The organism is Lactobacillus delbrueckii subsp. bulgaricus (assembly GCF_046938665.1).
GTDB classification, from domain to species: Bacteria; Bacillota; Bacilli; order Lactobacillales; family Lactobacillaceae; genus Lactobacillus; species Lactobacillus delbrueckii_C.
This window is the reverse complement of record NZ_JBKZCD010000004.1, coordinates 56,836-73,858: the sequence shown is the minus strand read 5'-3', so window position 1 is coordinate 73,858 and position 17,023 is coordinate 56,836. Positions and strand designations below refer to the sequence as shown.

15 protein-coding genes and 1 other annotated feature are annotated in these 17,023 nt (G+C 49.3%); of the genes, 11 read left to right on the top strand and 4 right to left on the bottom strand.

Annotated elements, in window-relative coordinates; genetic code table 11:
- Together rplA and ACLUXO_RS04130 are read left to right on the top strand one after the other, a co-directional pair.
- Entirely contained in the window at positions 1–696 is a 696-nt protein-coding gene (gene rplA, locus ACLUXO_RS04135; RefSeq protein ID WP_050890514.1) for a 50S ribosomal protein L1, read from the top strand.
- A 162-nt stretch (positions 697–858) separates the two neighbouring features.
- Positions 859–1,863, top strand: coding sequence for a glycosyltransferase family 2 protein (locus ACLUXO_RS04130; protein WP_412136431.1), 1,005 nt, complete (start codon positions 859–861; stop codon positions 1,861–1,863).
- 94 nt (positions 1,864–1,957) lie between these two features.
- On the opposite strand, the gene ACLUXO_RS04125 is transcribed toward ACLUXO_RS04130, so the two are convergent.
- Positions 1,958–3,208 carry an ammonium transporter gene (locus ACLUXO_RS04125; protein ID WP_412136430.1) on the bottom strand — a complete coding sequence of 417 codons (1,251 nt, stop codon included), beginning with the start codon at positions 3,206–3,208 and terminating at the stop codon, positions 1,958–1,960.
- A gap of 224 nt (positions 3,209–3,432) precedes the next feature.
- Positions 3,433–3,834 (bottom strand): hypothetical protein, encoded by a 402-nt coding sequence (locus ACLUXO_RS04120; protein ID WP_279189315.1) that lies wholly within the window; start codon positions 3,832–3,834, stop codon positions 3,433–3,435.
- 97 nt (positions 3,835–3,931) lie between these two features.
- Positions 3,932–4,061, top strand: a sequence feature (ribosomal protein L10 leader region).
- Positions 4,062–4,094: 33 nt separating this feature from the next.
- On the opposite strand from ACLUXO_RS04120, the gene rplJ reads away from it, so the two are divergent.
- A complete protein-coding gene (gene rplJ / locus ACLUXO_RS04115; protein WP_270449132.1) occupies positions 4,095–4,604 on the top strand; it encodes a 50S ribosomal protein L10 in 510 nt (169 codons plus the stop codon).
- Between the two features lie 52 nt (positions 4,605–4,656).
- Positions 4,657–5,022, top strand: a complete 366-nt coding sequence (gene rplL, locus ACLUXO_RS04110) for a 50S ribosomal protein L7/L12 (protein WP_002876509.1) — start codon at positions 4,657–4,659, stop codon at positions 5,020–5,022.
- Between the two features lie 168 nt (positions 5,023–5,190).
- On the opposite strand, the gene ACLUXO_RS04105 is transcribed toward rplL, so the two are convergent.
- Positions 5,191–5,718, bottom strand: coding sequence for a hypothetical protein (locus tag ACLUXO_RS04105; RefSeq protein WP_412136429.1), 528 nt, complete (start codon positions 5,716–5,718; stop codon positions 5,191–5,193).
- Positions 5,719–6,003: 285 nt separating this feature from the next.
- On the opposite strand from ACLUXO_RS04105, the gene ACLUXO_RS04100 reads away from it, so the two are divergent.
- The 6 genes from ACLUXO_RS04100 to ACLUXO_RS04075 all read left to right on the top strand — a co-directional run bounded on the left by ACLUXO_RS04100 (position 6,004) and on the right by ACLUXO_RS04075 (position 12,119).
- The gene (locus tag ACLUXO_RS04100; RefSeq protein ID WP_412136428.1) at positions 6,004–6,552 is read left to right on the top strand and encodes a hypothetical protein; all 549 of its coding nucleotides are present in this window, start codon (positions 6,004–6,006) and stop codon (positions 6,550–6,552) included.
- 447 nt (positions 6,553–6,999) lie between these two features.
- Positions 7,000–8,625, top strand: coding sequence for a peptide ABC transporter substrate-binding protein (locus tag ACLUXO_RS04095; protein ID WP_412136427.1), 1,626 nt, complete (start codon positions 7,000–7,002; stop codon positions 8,623–8,625).
- 104 nt (positions 8,626–8,729) lie between these two features.
- Positions 8,730–9,191, top strand: coding sequence for an RpiB/LacA/LacB family sugar-phosphate isomerase (locus tag ACLUXO_RS04090; RefSeq protein ID WP_412136426.1), 462 nt, complete (start codon positions 8,730–8,732; stop codon positions 9,189–9,191).
- Positions 9,192–9,344: 153 nt separating this feature from the next.
- Positions 9,345–9,617 (top strand): HU family DNA-binding protein, encoded by a 273-nt coding sequence (locus ACLUXO_RS04085; protein ID WP_002876514.1) that lies wholly within the window; start codon positions 9,345–9,347, stop codon positions 9,615–9,617.
- Between the two features lie 157 nt (positions 9,618–9,774).
- Positions 9,775–10,902, top strand: coding sequence for a serine hydrolase domain-containing protein (locus ACLUXO_RS04080; RefSeq protein ID WP_412136425.1), 1,128 nt, complete (start codon positions 9,775–9,777; stop codon positions 10,900–10,902).
- Between the two features lie 98 nt (positions 10,903–11,000).
- Complete coding sequence (locus ACLUXO_RS04075) at positions 11,001–12,119, top strand: serine hydrolase domain-containing protein (RefSeq protein ID WP_412136424.1); 1,119 nt, start codon at positions 11,001–11,003, stop codon at positions 12,117–12,119.
- A gap of 129 nt (positions 12,120–12,248) precedes the next feature.
- Here ACLUXO_RS04075 and ACLUXO_RS04070 read toward each other — a convergent pair whose 3' ends face one another.
- Entirely contained in the window at positions 12,249–13,196 is a 948-nt protein-coding gene (locus ACLUXO_RS04070; RefSeq protein ID WP_412136423.1) for a glycoside hydrolase family 3 N-terminal domain-containing protein, read from the bottom strand.
- 249 nt (positions 13,197–13,445) lie between these two features.
- Here ACLUXO_RS04070 and ACLUXO_RS04065 point away from each other — a divergent pair, with 249 nt between their 5' ends.
- Positions 13,446–17,018, top strand: coding sequence for a glycosyl hydrolase 53 family protein (locus ACLUXO_RS04065; RefSeq protein WP_412136422.1), 3,573 nt, complete (start codon positions 13,446–13,448; stop codon positions 17,016–17,018).
- The last annotated feature ends 5 nt before the right edge of the window (positions 17,019–17,023 follow it).

Genomic DNA, 17,023 nt, shown 5'->3' with positions numbered 1-17,023 from the left:
ATGCCAAAGCATGGTAAGAAATACGTAGAAGCTGCCAAGAAGGTTGACAGCAACAAGTTGTACTCAGTAGAAGACGCTATCAAGCTGGTTAAGGAAACTTCATACGCTAACTTTGACGCTTCCGTAGAAGTATCTTACAACCTGAGCGTTGACCCTAAGCAAGCTGACCAACAAATCCGTGGCTCAATCGTTTTGCCAAACGGTACTGGTAAGTCTGTTAAGGTTATCGTATTTGCTGAAGGCCCACAAGCTGAAGCAGCCAAGGCTGCCGGTGCTGACGAAGTCGGCGCAGACGACCTGGTAGAAAAGGTTCAAAACGGTTACCTGGACTTCGACGTTGTCATCGCTACTCCAATGATGATGGCTAAGGTTGGTCGTTTGGGTCGTGTGCTTGGGCCTAAGGGCTTGATGCCAAACCCTAAGACTGGTACTGTTACTATGGACACTGCCAAGGCTGTTCAAAACGTTAAGGCTGGTCAAGTAGAATACCGTGTCGACCGTCAAGCTTCAATCCACGCTGCTATCGGCAAGGTTTCATTCACTGAAGAACAATTGACTGAAAACTTCCGCGCTTTGCAAAACGCTATCCTGCGTGCAAAGCCAGCTTCAGCTAAGGGTCAATACATCAAGAGCTGCGCAGTTGCCGCAACCTTTGGCCCTGGGATCAAGTTGGACCCAATCGCTTTGATGGCCTAATTATCCCTAAGTTAAGCTAATTAAGCTCCTCGCCTTTTGGCGGGGAGTTTTTCTTTGCCCTAATTTTACCTTAAGAAATTTTTAGTCTTGGAAAAGGCTTTCTTGTAAAAAATCTTGTTATACTAGTAGAGACAAATAGCGAACTGAAAGAAGTGTATCAAGGTGGAAAAATTACTAACTCTCATCGTTCCCTGCTATAACTCAGCTGAATACTTGAACCGCTGCGTCGACTCCCTTTTGCCTGGCGGTGACCGGGTACAAATCATCTTGGTTGACGACGGGTCAACTGATGAAACCGGCCGGATGCTGGATGACTACCAAGCTGAGAATTTAAACTTGGACCTGGAAGTCGTCCACCAGGAAAATGCCGGCCACGGCGGGGCCATTAACAATGGCCTGAGACTGGCCAAGGGCAAGTACGTCAAGATCGTCGACAGCGATGACTGGCTGGACCAGGAGGCCTACAAAGAGGTGCTGGATTACCTGGAAAGCAATCCGGAAGTCGACCTCTTTTTGGCCAACTATGTCTATGACAAGCCAGCGTTAAATCGCCAGCGGGTGATCAAGTTCCCGCATTTGCCGGTCGGGCGGACCTTCTCCTGGGATGAGGTCAAGCTGCGGATGGGCCAGTACTTCATGCTCCACTCTGTCATCTACAACCGGAAAGTCCTGGACCGGGCCAAGGTAACCCTGCCAACCAAGGTGTCTTATGACGACAATATCTTTGTCTTTGAGCCGATGGTGCAGGTGCAGACCATGCGCTACCTGCCGGTCAATCTCTACCACTACTTTATCGGCAGAGATGACCAGTCAGTCAACGAAAAGGTGATGTTGAAGAAGATTGACCAGCAGATCCTAATCAACAAGCAGCTGATCGTCTTCTACGCCTCCCAGGTCAACAAGCGGGCGCCTTACGCCAAATACATGAAATACTTCTTAGAAGCCGTTACAGGCGTGACTAGCGTCATCTTGATCCGGGGCAAGAAGAAGGAGTATATTGCCAAAAAGGACGAGCTCTGGCAGTTCCTGAAGACTTATGACCTGGAGACCTACAAGTCCTTTAAGCACCGCCTGGTGGGCCATTTTGTCTCCCGGGACGTCCTGCCTATGCGGCAGATGGTTAGCGGGGCCTACTTGATCCTGCAGCGGCTGTATTCGTTTAATTAGCCTAAAAACAAAACATGTAATACAAAGAAAAAGCTTTGGCAAGAACGCCAAAGCTTTTTTGATTTGGTGAATAGGATTTTGAGAAAAAATGCTGCTACTTGCCAAAGATAGCCTGGCTTGCGCTGATTTGGCAGTCGGCGAATTCCCCGTGCTCGCTGAGGTCCAGGCCAACTTCTTCGTCGCGGGCGGAGACCCGCATGTTGACGAAACGCTTTAAGACGGCCGTGATCAAGCTGACCAGCAAGAGAGTAAAGATGATGGTGAAGAGGGTGCCGGCTGCCTGCTTGCCTAAAAGCTCCCAGCTGCCGCCGTAGAAAAGGCCGCTAGTGGAAATCCCCGGGTCAACTTTTTGACTGGCAAAGAGGCCGACGGTTAAAGAGCCAACGATACCGGAGATGCCGTGGCAGCCAAAGGCATCCAGGGGGTCGTCAAAGCTGAGCCGGCCTTTGACTTGGCTGATAAAGAAGTAGCTGGCCAGACTGCAGAGGATGCCGGTGAAGAGGGCTCCAGCGCAGGTCTCATAGCCAGCCCCTGGCGTGATACCGACCAAGCCGCAGAGGGTACCGGTGCAGATCCCGTCTAAGCTGGCCTTGCCGCTGAAGGCTTCTTCCAGCAAAAGCCAGGTCATCATAGAGGCCGCTGCCGCAACCGTACTGGTCAAGCAGGCCGTCAAGGCCGTTTGGTTCATGCCGAAGGCACTGCCGGCGTTGAAGCCGTACCAGCCCAGCCAGAGGATGGCTGTCCCCAAGAGGACCCAGGGCAGGCTGTAGGGCCGGGTCTGCTTTTGGTAGCGGGGCCCTAAGAAGATGGATAAGACCAGGGCGGTGATCCCGGCGTTGATGTGAACGACCGTGCCGCCGGCAAAGTCCAGGATTCCCCAGCCGGCCAAGAGCCCGCCATTCCCCCAGACCATGTGGACCAGGGGGTAGTAGACCAGGACTGACCAGAAGAAGACGAAGACCAAAAGGAAGTTGAACCGCATCCGGCCCACCGTGGCTCCAACGAAGAGGGCGGGGGTGATGATGGCAAACATCATTTCAAAAAGCAGGTAGCTGGCGGCGGTAATTCCCTGCTCCTTTAAAACGACCTTAGTCAAGTCACTGCCGGAGAGGAAGATATGCTGGACTTTACCAAAAATTCCAGCGACATTGCCGTTGAAGCAAAGCTCATAGCCAAAGGCCACGAATAAGACGATGGCTAAAGCACAGATGATAAAGACTGAGAGCATGGTGTTGACCACGTTTTTCTTGGAGACCAGACCCCCGTAGAAAAAGGCCAGGCCCGGGGTCATCATCAAGACCAGGACGGCGGCGATAATTAAGAAAACGGTGTTTGCTGTGTTCATCCTTATTTCCTTTCTGCTTCTATCTCTATACCAATTGTTTGCTCAGATTTATGTTCTTAGTTATACCATGCAGGCTCTTTTTGTAAAACTCTAGACCAATTTAGAAAGAGAAGAAATAGCCTGGAAAAGTTGGGAAAAAAGGGCAAAAAAAGAGCCTGCTTTTTCAAAAGGCAGGCTGCAAGCGTTTGCTAGTTTAGTTAATTAAAAAATACTAAAAAACAGGCTTAATTTTTGTCATCAAAACCGGTCTCGTCCCGGCGCTTGACATGGAAGTTCTTGTCGTTAGCCTGCTCGGGCACGACGAAGCAGCAGAGCAGGAAGAGGACGAAGCCGCCCCAGCCCAGGCCGTGGATGCCCAGTTTGTAGCCGGTCAAGGTCAAGATGACGCCCAAGAGGAGCAGGCACCAGGCGATCCAGGAGAGGATCTGCCAGTTCTTGCTCAGCTTCTTGTTTTCAGATTCGATGTCCAGGAAGCCGCGGACAATGAAGTAGGCGCTGATAATGAGGAATAAGACGTCCATGGCGATGCTTGCGGCGGAATGGTCCTTGAACATGCTGAAGACGGCCAGGGTGCCGGAAATGCCGGCTAAGAAGAAGTAGAAAATGTCGATCAGTTTACTCTTCAAAATGTTACCTCCTAAAAGTCATTACAGTAAATTTTAGCAGATTTTTGCAAAAAGTGGCGAAAAAGGTTTGACAGATCTTGTTTCAGATGGTAATCTAAATAAAGTAAATTTCTAACCTAAGACGTGGGTGGCGTAAAGCCTTAATACAATCCCGCCGAGGCCAGAAGATAATGAAGATTATTAAATTCTCCATGTCTTTCTTGGCATGGAGTTTTTTAGGCCTTGTAGAATTTTACAAAATTTTATGGAGGTGAATAATTTTGAGTCAAGCTATTATCGCTGCTAAGGCTAAATTCGTTGAAGAATTTGCAGAAGAACTTAAGTCAGCTAAGTCCATCGTAGTTATCAACTACCTTGGTTTGACTGTTGACGAAGTTACTGCGTTCCGTGCAGAATTGCGTGAAAGCAACGCCAAGATGAAGGTTGTCAAGAACACTTACCTTCGCCGCGCTGCTGCTCAAGCCGGCTTGGAAGATTTGGCACCAGTATTCGTTGGTCCATCAGCTGTGATCTACACTGATGATGAAGACAACGTTACTGCACCTGCCCGGATCGCTGCTGACTACGCTAAGAAGTTCGACGTTGTTGAAATTAAGGGTGGTGCACTTGAAGGTCAAGTTGCTACCAAGGAACAAGTCGAAGAACTGGCTGCAATTCCAGGTCGCGAAGGTTTGCTTTCAATGCTTCTTTCTGTATTGCAAGCACCTGTACGCAACTTTGCATACGTTGTTAAGGCTGTCGCTGAATCAAAGGAAGAATCAGCTGAATAGTCTGGTCATTTTAAACTAGATATTAAATTCCAAATTTTCGGAGGATATTACAATGGCTTTGGATACTGCTAACATCATTGAACAATTGAAGGGTGCTTCAATTCTTGAATTGAACGACCTTGTACACGCTATCGAAGAAGAATTCGGCGTTACTGCTGCTGCTCCTGTAGCTGCTGCTGGTGCCGCTGGTGGTGCTGAAGAAGCTAAGTCAAGCTTCGACGTTGAATTGACTTCAGCAGGTACTGAAAAGGTTAAGGTTATCAAGATCGTTAAGGAAGTTACTGGCGCAAGCTTGCTGGACGCTAAGAAGACTGTTGACGGTGCTCCAGTTGTTCTTAAGGAAGGCTTGTCAGAAGACGAAGCTAACGAACTTAAGGCTAAGCTTGAAGAAGTTGGCGCAACTGTTACCCTTAAATAATTACGGCCTTCGGGCATTAATTATTAACGAAGAACGCGTTTGTGGACATCCACAGGCGCGTTTTTTGTTTGCTTTTTTACTTTTTGCCCAAAAAAGAGGCCTTTTGGCCTCTAACTCAAAATTTCTCTAAGAAAAAACTGCAATATTTACTGCAATATTTTTGACCTGCTACAAGGGAAAAGGTGCACCGTTATCAGCAATGCCAAGCGGGGCAGCGCATCTTCTCAGCCAATCTGCAGTGGTCAGTTCCGGGATTGGGGCAGAGGAGAGATTCTTTTCAAAAATCTCCCGGACATTGCTTACCAGAGAATCCATTTGGAAGTTGACTTGCTCAAAAATCTGCCATTGGTCATCCGGCAGGTGAAGGAGGGAGATTTGCGTGTGACCCTCTGCTTCATAAACATCCAGTACGAGGAAATGTGCTCCTCTTTGGGCAACGCACAGGCCCCAGTTGGTTCCTTGCTCAAAGGAGGCCAGGTCGGCCATATGGTTTGAGAGGATCGTAAAGCGGTGGCTGGTAACCATCCCACCAACCCGGTGGCTGGCATCAGTGTAACCCAGTTCATGGATGAGCATGCCAGTCTTGTATTTGCCTGCGATCTCCTTAGGCAGGTTGACGTCCCGGACAAACATCTGCAGGCCAGATACGGTGCTGTTGATGACCTTGTTGAACTCAGCTTGGTTGAACTTCTCCATATTTTTACCTCATTTTTGCTATAAATACTTTTTGGATTAATGCTCTTTTCTCCATTTTACCTTTTCCAGCAATAATTTTATAGATAATGTTTGAGGTAGAGTTGCACATTATAGAGCATGAAAAAAGAGGCCCTTCGGCCTCTGAATTAAGATAAACGACAATATTCTTGACCTGCTACAAGGGAAAAGGTACACCGTTATTTAGCTTGACAATGCAAATCTTTTGAACGAAAATAAAATTGTGTAAATGTTTAATATTATGTAAATGCATGAAAGGTCGAGAATATGGACAAGAAACTGAAAGCAATCAGCACGGTTTCAGTAGCCCTGGCACTTTTAGGGGTAGCTGCACCAACAATGACAGCAACGTCATCAACTGTATTGGCAGCTAAGAAGAAGAACGTCAAAACGTCGGATAAGAAAGCAAGGGCAAATATCAAAACGTTTTGTAATGCGAGATACGTTTATGATACTAAAAAAATGACGTCCAAAAAGATCAAGCAGCGGGCCAGAAAATTGTATAAAATCGCGAGTCGCAGCGCTGTTCAGCAGTGGGTTGTAGATGATGAAATGTACATGTTATCTGAAAGTTCACGTAACCACACACGATACGTTTCTGCCTACAATAATTATGGATCTTCTCGTAATAAGGTTCTGAACATTGAACCTCTAAGTAAGCATAGCTACAACGTCGCAATTATTTACAAAGCAATCTATTATAAACACGGCCACAAGAGCGAGGAAAAACACTACTGCAACGTGTTAAGAATGTTTACTGACAGCAAAGGCAAAATCAAGAAAGTCAAGGGTATTTCAACAAGCGTTATGGAATAAGTCGAAATCTAGTCATTAATTTGAATAGAATCGTATAGAGAATAGATTTTGAAGCTTGCATCGTTTGGTGCAGGCTTTTTTGTTAGCTAATCTGAGCTAAAAGAGAAAGCACGTTGACTTAACTTGAGCAGCTTATTATTTGATCTTGGAAATAGCGCCGAGCTCATATTCTTTATCTAGCTAATGCTTTTGTTATTTTTGCCGGCAAAAAATACCGCAATATAATATAAACATTATTTTTTCTCAAAAAGATGCTTGCAATTTCCGTCTCAACTGATAGAATGAAAAATAACTTAAAAGTTAATTTATACCTCAATAAAAGGAGCGTGACAAGCGATGAATCAGGAGAGAAACTACAGGCGACATGCAGGTTTAGGAATAATGGCAGTAGTGCTGGTTCACCGCGCGTCCTTGAACCAGTCTGGTTTGATTTGAGGCAAAAAATAAATGAAAAAGAGCAAAATTATCCTGGGCGGCCTGGCCGTCATGACATCAACCCTTTTGGCTGCCTGCGGGGCAAGTTCCAGCAAGACCGCGGCCAAGCAAAAGCTGAACTGGATGGAAGAGGCGGAACTGTCCACCATCGACGTGTCCAAGATCATGGACGACGTTTCTTTCAACCAGGTCAACCAAGTCATGGAGGGCCTCTACACCCTGGGCAACAATGCCAAGGTGAAAAACGCCCTGGCAAGCAAGGCAACCGTCTCTAAAGACGGCAAGACCTGGACCTTCAATATCCGCAAGAATGTCAAATGGTCCAATGGTCAGGCCCTAACCGCCAAGGACTTCGTCTACTCCTGGAAGCGGACGGTTGACCCCAAGACCGCGTCAGAATACTCTTATCTTTTTTCCGGGATTAAAAACGCTGACGCGATCGTCGCCGGTAAGAAAAAGGCTTCCACCCTGGGCATCAAAGCCGTGGGCAAGTACAAGCTGGTCGTCAGCTTAGAGCGGAAGATCCCATACTTCAAGCTCTTGATGGCCTTCCCGCTTTTCTTTCCGCAAAATGAACAGGCAGTCAAGAAGTACGGGTCTAAGTACGGGACCGCTTCTAAATACATGGTCTACAATGGCCCATTCGTGCACAAGGGCTGGTCTGGCTCCAACCTCTCTTGGAAGCTGGTCAAGAACAAGTACTACTGGGACAAGAAGGATGTCAAGCTGACCCAGATCAACTACTCTGTCCAAAAATCCCCGTCAACTGCCTACAACCTCTATCAGGCAGGAAAATTGGACGGGACCATCCTGGACGCCCAAGCCTCCAAGCAACTGACCAAGTCCAAGGGCTACACGATCAGAAAAGTGGCCAACACCCAGTACCTCCAGTTCAACCTAAAGAAGTACAGCAAGTTTAAGAGTACTAACCTCCGCCGGGGGATTTCCATGGCCATCAACCGGTCCAGCCTGTCCAAGACATTAGGGGCCACCTACAAGGCCGCAACGACCTTTACTTCCAGCGGTTTGACTACTGTCAACGGTGAGGACTTCACCAAGCTGGCTGCCAGCAGCGAGGCTAAAAAGTACACCAGCTACAACAAGCAGCTGGCCAAGCAGTACTTCGAAAAAGGCTTGAAGGAAGAGGGCCTGAGCAAATTGTCCTTTACCCTGTTAGCTTCTGACGACGATACTTCCAAGAAACTGGCGGAATTCGTCCAGAGCCAGCTGGAAACTGCTTTTGGGAGCAAGATCACCGTCAAGGTGCAGAGCATCCCTTCCAAGACCAAGCTCAACCGGGTCCTGGCCGGCAACTTTGAATGCACCCTGTCCGGCTGGATCGCCGACTACGCTGACCCGATCTCCTTCCTGGACTGTGAAACGACTGGTAACTCCTACAACTACGGTAACTGGAGCAACAAGGAATACGACAAGCTGATCGCGGCATCGAAGACCAGCTCCGGGACAGCCCGCATGAAGCTTTTGGCCAAGGCTGAAAACATCTTGATGGTCAACCAGGGGGTAACTCCGCTGACTCAAGCCAACAAGGCCTGGATGATCAAGAGCAAGGTCAAGGGCATTATCTACAATAGTGCCGGCGTCTGCTACAACTTCAAGTATGCCTACATCGCTAATTAACATGAAAAGGACTGTTTCTGAAAGGAAGCAGCCTTTTTCTTTGGAAATGGTAGAATAGAGGCGAAAGAAGTTTTAAAAAAATAGAAATAGAAGAAGGCATAAACATGAAGATTGCAATGGCAAACGACCACGCGGGCACCCGCTTGAAGAACGAAATCAAGGCCTACCTGGAAGAAGAAGGCTATGAAGTCGTGGACTTCGGGACCGGCAATGAAGAATCCTGCGACCTGTCAGACTTTGTCTACCCAGCCAGCCTGGCTGTGGCCAAGGGCGAATGCGACCGGGGCATTTTCGTTGACGGGGTTGGCTACGGCAGCGCCTTGATTGCCAACAAGATCAACGGCATTTACGCCGCGGTTTGTCAAGATCCTTTCTGCGCCAAGCTTGCCCGTCAGCACACCGACTCCAACGTCCTTTGCTTAGGCGCCAAGATTATCGGGGACATGATGGCCGGCGAAATCGTCAAGACCTGGCTGAACACGGATCCTTTGATGGAAGAAAAGTACCGCCGGCGGGTGAACAAGGTCAAGGCGATCAACGACAAGCACTGCGTGCCAGTAAAATAGGTGGATTCTGCTAAAACGTTTTTGTAATTTCAGTATTTTTTCTCAGCCATTTCACAGAAAGGCTGTTGCAGCGGCAAAGTTTTGCTATAATTAAGCATATGACTAAGCTTCGGCATATTGCTGAGCCTTTTAATAGAAAGATGAGGAAACAAGATGAACAAGACTGAACTTGTCTCAGTTGTAAGTGAAAAGACTGAATTCAGCAAGAAGGAATCTGCTCAAATCGTTGACGCTTTGTTTGCATCAATCGAAGAAGCACTTGCTAAGGGCGAAAAGGTACAATTGATCGGCTTTGGGACTTTTGAAGTTCGTGAACGTGCTGCTCGGAAGGGCCGCAACCCGCAAACTGGCGCTGAAATCGAAATCCCTGCAAGCAAGGTTCCAGCCTTCAAGCCAGGCAAGGCCCTGAAGGATGCCGTTAAGTAAGCTTGACCACTTCTAAAAGACTGCTGGTTATTTCCAGTAGTCTTTTTTTGTGGAAAAATCCTGTAATTAAAACGTAACACAGCTTCCCTTGTTTTTAATAAATATTAGGGCTAACATAATTTGTAGTTATGCTTATGATGAGAAAGGGAAGAGCAAATTGAATTTTAAAGATTTCTTTTTGAAAAAATCCGCGAAAACTGCCGGTAAGCTGGCTTTAGCTGCCAGCCTCCTGCTTCCAGCCTTGGCGCCAGCTACGGTCCAGGCGGAAGCGACCAAGAGCGACGTCAACCGGGTAATGCGGGACAACCACCTGGCCGGGTCAGTTCTTTTAGTTCAAAACGGCAGCGTCAAGACCGTCAACTATGGCTATGCCTGGTTTGGCCGGCGGATGAAGAACGGATCTTACAACGTGACCTATCCAGCCGCTTCCCTGCAAAAGGTGGTAACCGGGGCCATGCTGGTGCAGATCATGAACGAAAAGAATCACACAAAGCAGCAATTCAGCCAGTACACCAAGATTTCCCGCTGGTATCCCAAGCTGAAGAATGCCCGCTACGTGACGGTTGGCAACCTTTTGACCCACACCAGCGGCTACCGGGCAGTTGGCTCAGAAAGCAACCGGCGGAAGAACCTGTCAGAAAACAAGGCCATCAACTGGGTGAGCCAGAAGATCAACGGTAGCTGGCAATACCAGATCGGCAGCTTTAACTACAACAATGCCAACTACATCTTGCTGGTGGGCATTATCCGCAAATTGACCGGCCACTCTTACGCTTACAACTTTAAACACCGGATCGTTCAGCCGCTGGGTTTAGCCCACACCAGCCTCAGACACGACATCCCTTGGACCCGGAGCCAGGCGGTCTCTTATGCCTACCTTTGGCAGAGAAAGTACCAAAGACCGGTTTCTCTACCTAAGACCGTGGCTTCCCAGATCCCAGGCGCCGGCAATATGTGCACCACGCCGGTTGAATATTATGAGATCATGCTGGCCTTGCAGAACGGGGCAATTTTGAACCAAAGCGACTTCAATTACCTGACCCAGCTCAAGGCCAGAAAGACCACCTATAGCGGCGGCATGTACATGAAGCGGGACGGCAAGGTCAAGTCTGCCTTCGGCGCGATTAGGGATGAGCACTACGGGACTTACGTCCAGCTGACGGCGGACAACAGAAACGGGATCATTATGTTCGTTAACGAGCGCAGCCAGACTGAACAGCAGCTCAAAGGCCTGGCCTTCGGCCTCTTGCAGAAGATCCAGCCGGGAACCTTCAGTTTGAATTAGTGAGTATTTTTTAATTCTTTAAAATTATAATAACTTTTTCCTTTTTCCTGGAAAAGAGCTTATAATGTTCCTATGTATTCTAGGAGGGAAAAGCAGACTTGTTCAAAAAAGGTAAGAAATTAATCGTTGCCCTGCTTGTCTTAGTGGCCGCTTTGGCGGTTTGGCCAGAAGAAACGGCCCCTGATCTGGTAACGGCGGCCGATATGCATGTTTTTGTCGAGAAGCTTTTTAAGAAGAAGCATGTGACCGGCAGCGTGGCTATAGTGCGAAACGGGCATGTCCAGGTCGTTAACTACGGCTTGGCTAATGCTCAGCAGAAGGTCAAGAACGGGGCCAGCCAGGTCGTCTACCCGGCCGCTTCCATGCAAAAGGAAGTTACCGGGGCCATGATCATGCAGCTGATGGAAGAAAAGAAGGGGAGCTCAAGTGCTTTTGGCCAAAACACGAAGATCTCCCGCTGGTACCCGGCCTTGCGGAATGCCAAGAAAATCAGCGTGGGCAACTTGCTTTCCCACACTTCAGGCTTGCAGATTCCGGAAGTCGAAGTTGACCGCCATATCAACTACAGTGAAGATCAGGCAGTAAACTGGATTGTGACCCGGGCCAACCAATTGCCACAGGACAAGGTGGGGAGCTACCACTACAGCGACGTCAATTATGTTTTGCTGGCGGGCATCATCAAGAAGGTGAGCCATAAGTCATATGCCTGGAACTTTAAGAAGCGGGTGGTCCAGCGGCTGGGCCTCAAGTCAACTTATGTAAGCAGCCAGCTGCCGAAGAATAAGATGCTGGCCGTATCTTACGCCTATAAGCATGGCAAGAACTACCAGCAGGCGGCAACTTTGGAAAAGACACAGTTGTCTCAGCTGGTTGGGGCCGGGAACATGCTGACGACAGCCAGCGACTACTATCTTATCCAAGAAGCTTTGGGGACAGGGCAGTTCCTGTCGCCGAGCGCCTTTCACAAGCAGACCCACCTTAAGAGCAAGATCAACCAATATAGCGGCGGGGTTTACCTCAAGAAGGGGGAAAAAGTCAAGCTAGCTTACGGGGCAATTGGCAGCGCCCACTATGCTGCTTACTTCCAGCTGACGGCTGACAACAAGAACGGGATTATCCTGCTTCTCAACCAGCGCAGCTTTGGTGAAGACAAGGTCAAGGATGTTGGCTACCAGATCTTGAAAGTGATCATGTTTGCTACTTTCTCTAAGACTTAAACCAAGTAACAAAGAAACAAAGTAAAAAGTAGACAATAAATTGCAAGCTAAAAAGGTAGATCTTCGGGTCTGCCTTTTTTGTTGTTAATTGCTGGTTAATTCTGAAATGTTACAGAGCTTTTTAAAAGCTTAAAGGGAATAATCGTCCTGCAGGGTCTGGACCCGGATCAAGGCGTCATTGATCCGCTCTTTTGGCAATTCGCCGCTTTCTGCGGCTGCTTCCAAAATTGGCAAGTTTTCCAATTTGCCGCCTAAAAGGAGGTCGGCTCCGGCCTTTAGGGCCAAAAGTTCCGGGCAGCTGCTTTCTCGCGCCGCCGCCATAGCTAAGTCATCGGTGATGGCCACGCCGGAATAATGAAGGTCTTCCTTGAGCAGGCGGTAAATTTCCGGGGAGAGGGAGGCAGGGCCAGAGCTATAGCAGGCAACTTCCAAGTGGGCCACCATGATGGTCGGTACGCCCGCCGCGATTGCTGCTTTAAAAGGTAAAAGATCCAGCTGGGCTTCTTTAAGGCTTCTAAGGTCTTTAGCCGGAGCCTGGTGGGTGTCGCCGGCATCCCCGTAGCCAGGAAAATGCTTGGCGCAGGAGGCGACTCCCAGCTGCCGGTAGAGCTTGATAAAGGCCGCGATTGCCGGCCCGGTTTCCTCAGCTCCTGCTTGCAGGGTCCGGCTGTAGATGAAGCTGGCCGGATCAAGCGAAAGATCAGCCACCGGAGCAAAGTTTAAGTTGATACCTAAATCTTTTAATTCCAGGGCTGTCTTTTGGCTTTCCGCCAGGAAAAAGTCAGCCCCCTTTTGCAAAAGTTCAGCCTGACTGGGGTAAGACCGGTTTGGGTAAAGGGCGGACAAGCGGCTGACTAAGCCGCCTTCCTGGTCAATGGCGAGCAGCAAACCCGGCCGGGCCTGCCGGTAAATCGCCAGCCGCTCTTTAACTGCTTTTTCGCTTAGGCCTGCCAGGTCTTTGGCAAAGAGGAGGAGGCCGGCTGGCTGGTACTGGTCCAAAAGGCGGAGGTTTTCAGTAAAATCGCCAGTGCTGTCAATTAGGAAAAGGCTGGCTAGTTTTTGACTAAGTGAAGACATGATGCACCTGCTTTCTAAATTCAGTTAAAGTTAAGATAAAATGGATTTTTTGTGAATTTTACAATCTGTTTATAAATAATATTATTGGTCTTTTCCGGGCGTCAGGCAAGGAAAAAGAGGCGAGAAAGCATAGAATTAGATAGTTTTTTTGATATTTTACCGCTTTCTCGAAAAAGACTGAACAACTTAATTGAAAACGGTATAATAAACTAAGATAGAAATTTAATGGAAAAAATGGGAAGGACCTCTATGAAAAAGAGACAGATCAAGCATTTTAAGAGCAAGAAAATCGTAGCGGCCAACTTGGCCCTGTTAGCCACGGCAACTGGCTTGGCCTATGCCAACCAAGCCAAGGCTGACGTAACCGACAGTCAGGCTAGTGACCAGCAGACTGCCAATACTCAAGCAGCACAAGCTGAGCAAACGCAAGCCGTTCAAAGCACTGATACCCAGGCAAAGCAAACCGCAGCGGATACAACTAAGACCGCGGATACGGCAACTGACAGCAAGACTAGCGCAGATACTGCCGATACTGCAGTTACCACGGCAGATACTACTAAAACGACTGCGGCAACTACCACTGCAGCTACTACTAAAACTACCGCAGCCAACACCGTGCAGACCAAGACCAGCGCGGTAACGGCAACCAAGGCGGCAGCCACTACCACGACCACTACTGCTACTAAGAACGCCTTTAAGACGACCAGTGGCAAGACTTCCTACTATGACGCAAACGGCCAAGTAGTCAAGAACCAGGTCTTCACTGTCAAGGGCAAGCAGTACTACGCTGACGCCAATGGCCAGATTGCTAAGAGTACGACCAAGAAGGTTAACGGAATCACTGCTACCTTTGACAATACCGGTGCCATCAGCAACAATCTGGACTTCGGCCAATTGCTCCGCGACCAAATCGAATTTTCAGCCGCAAGCAAGCTGAAGAAGTCAGTCAAGTATGACTGGACTGAAACTAAGAACAAGTACCAGGAATCAGCTACCCACGAAATGGCCCAGCTTCTGGCCCAAGGCGACGTCAAGAACAACAATGACTTGATCGCGACCTTGATGGAAAACAACTCCTCCATGTCCGGCAAGGTTCTGGCCAGCTTGACCTTGAACATCGGCCAAAGCGGGGCAACCGCCAGCCAAGTAGCCGCTGCCCTGGTTTCTAAATTAGGCAACGCTGATGCTACTGGCAGCGTGATCGGGGCCGGCTACTACAATGGTGTCGCATCAGCCTTGATCTACAAGGTTGAAGAAGTAAAGAAGGCCGCTGAAGCTGTCTCTAAGATCGACCCAAGCGTCAGCGCTGTTTACAGCGACGCCGGCAAGGTGACCAACCCAGTTACCACTAAGATGAGTGATGAAGATGCCAAGACTCTGACTGACGGCGTTTCATCAGCTCTCTTGAAGGGCAAGGCCGGTACGGCTATCAGCCAAGAGGTCCTGCAAACTATCTTTGCCGGTCTGGCAGGTGACCAAACTGCCTTTGAAGGCAGCAGCCTCTACTATGACGCGAATGGCAAGGCCTACCACTACCAATACTGGCTCAGCGGCAAGGACAGCGCTGAGAAGCTGGCCAACTTCCTCAAGGCCAATACCGGCGTTAAGTACGGCGACGCCTTGAAGGCTGTCTACACGGCTACCTTGGTTGCCGGTACGGGCACTAATACCGACGCAGTTGACGAAACGCCAACTAGCAAGAAGACGGCTGATGAAATCACCGCTGCTTACCAGACCGGGTCTGAAACCGGCCTTAAGTACGAAAGCGTCAAGGTGGAAAAGATCCCTGGCATGACTGACGATATGATCCGCGGGGTCGACATCTCAACTTACCAAGCTTTGGTTAACGCCGGCGTTAAGTTCTACGACTTTAACGGTAAAGAAGCCAGCCTGATTAAGGTTCTGGCTGACGCCGGGGTCAACTGGGTCCGCCTGCGGATCTGGAACGATCCATACAACGCTGACGGCATGGGCTACGGCGGTGGTAACACTGACGAAGCCAGCGTGATCAAGATGGCCAGCGAAGCCAAGAAGTACGGGATGAAGGTCCTTTTGGACTTCCACTACTCCGACTTCTGGGTTGACCCGGCCAAGCAGATCCTGCCAAAGGCCTGGAAGGACCTGTCAGTCAACGCCTTGGACGAATCAATCAAGCTCTACACGGAAAAGGTGCTCACCGACCTGCGCGAAGCCGGCGCTAGTGCAGACATGGTGCAAGTCGGCAACGAAATCACCAACGGGGCCTTTGGCTTGTACACTGACCGTGACCACGGCGGCAACTGGGAAACTCTGTGGAAGAGCACTGACGGTGACCAGGTAGCTGAATACCTGGCAACTGCGGCCAAGGCAGTCAGAAATGCTGCTCCGCAGGCTAAGATTGCCTTGCAGCTGGAAACGCCAAACATCTACAAGTACCGGACGATCATGACCGTCTTCAAGAAGCACGGGATCGACTACGACTACCTGGGGACTTCTTACTACCCATTCTGGTCAACCGGTAACGACAACGGGACTTACAATGGCCAAAGCCTGGGCAAGGGTGCCAACACGCCAAACAACCTGCTGGCTGTTGAAAAGATGGCTAAGGAAGAATTCGGCAAGACGACTGTCATTCTGGAAACCGGCTGGCTGAACAATCTGAACGACTCAGACGGTACTGGCAACTCCATCGGGCAAATGCCAACCATGCCAGACGGCGTTTCCTACACGGCTGACCCGCAAGGGCAAGTTGACGCGATGGCTGACATGTACAAGGCGATTATTGCTGGCGGCAGCGTTGGTGCCTTCTACTGGGAACCAGCCCAAATCGCGGTTAAGGCCGGCTGGAACAACTGGAACTACAACAAGGAAATGTCCAACGTCTACGGGACTGGCTGGGCTGCCAAGTACGCCATCGGCTATGCGCCAGAAAACGTAATGTACTACGAAGGCAAGGAAACTTGGGGTGGCTCCACTTGGGACAACGTAGCCCTCTTTGACGACCACGGCTACCCGCTGCAATCCTTGATGATGTACAAGGGCTTCTTAACTGGCTATGAATCAGCTGAAAACACTACTTCAACTGTTACGCCAAAATTAGCCGCTCTTTACGGGGCAGATCAAGCAAGCCTTAAGGCTGAAAACCAGTTGAAGGTCGGCCAGGACTTGACTTTGACTAACTACCTGGACGGGGCTGTTTCCAAGTACTTGAACGGGGTCAAGGGGACCAAGATCAGTGAAGCTTCGCTGAAGGCCCTCTACGCCGGCTTGACTGACGGCTTGAAGAGCGATCAATTTAAGGACGAAGCCGGCAACAACTACCACTACGAATACTGGCTGGAAGGTAATACTTCTGCCGAAAAGCTGGCCAACTTCCTTAAGGCGAACGTTGGCGCAACTTACGGCAGCCCGATCACGGTCAACTACACGGCTACCTTGGTCAAGGATGAAAAGGTGATCGAAAAGGCAACTTCCACTGTTGAAGCAACCGCTACGACTGTCTGGGGCCTGGACAATGTCACCATCGACAGCCCAATGACTGTTGGCCAAAAGCTGTCAGCTGAAGACACAGCCTTGATCGAAAAGGCCGCTAGTCAATACCTGACTGGTGAAAAGGGGACGGAAATCTCTACTGACAACTTTGCTAAGATCGCTGAAGCCGTAAATGCCGGCATTGCTTCAAGCAAGGAATATCAAGTCAAGTTTACTGACGCAACCAGTGTTTACCACTATGTCTACTACCTGGATGGGACCGACTTAGCCGCTTTGAACAAGGGGGCCAAGTACGGCGATCCAATTAAGATCAACGTTTCTGCTTCTTTGAAGTGGGTCAAGAACCTGTAAAGCAG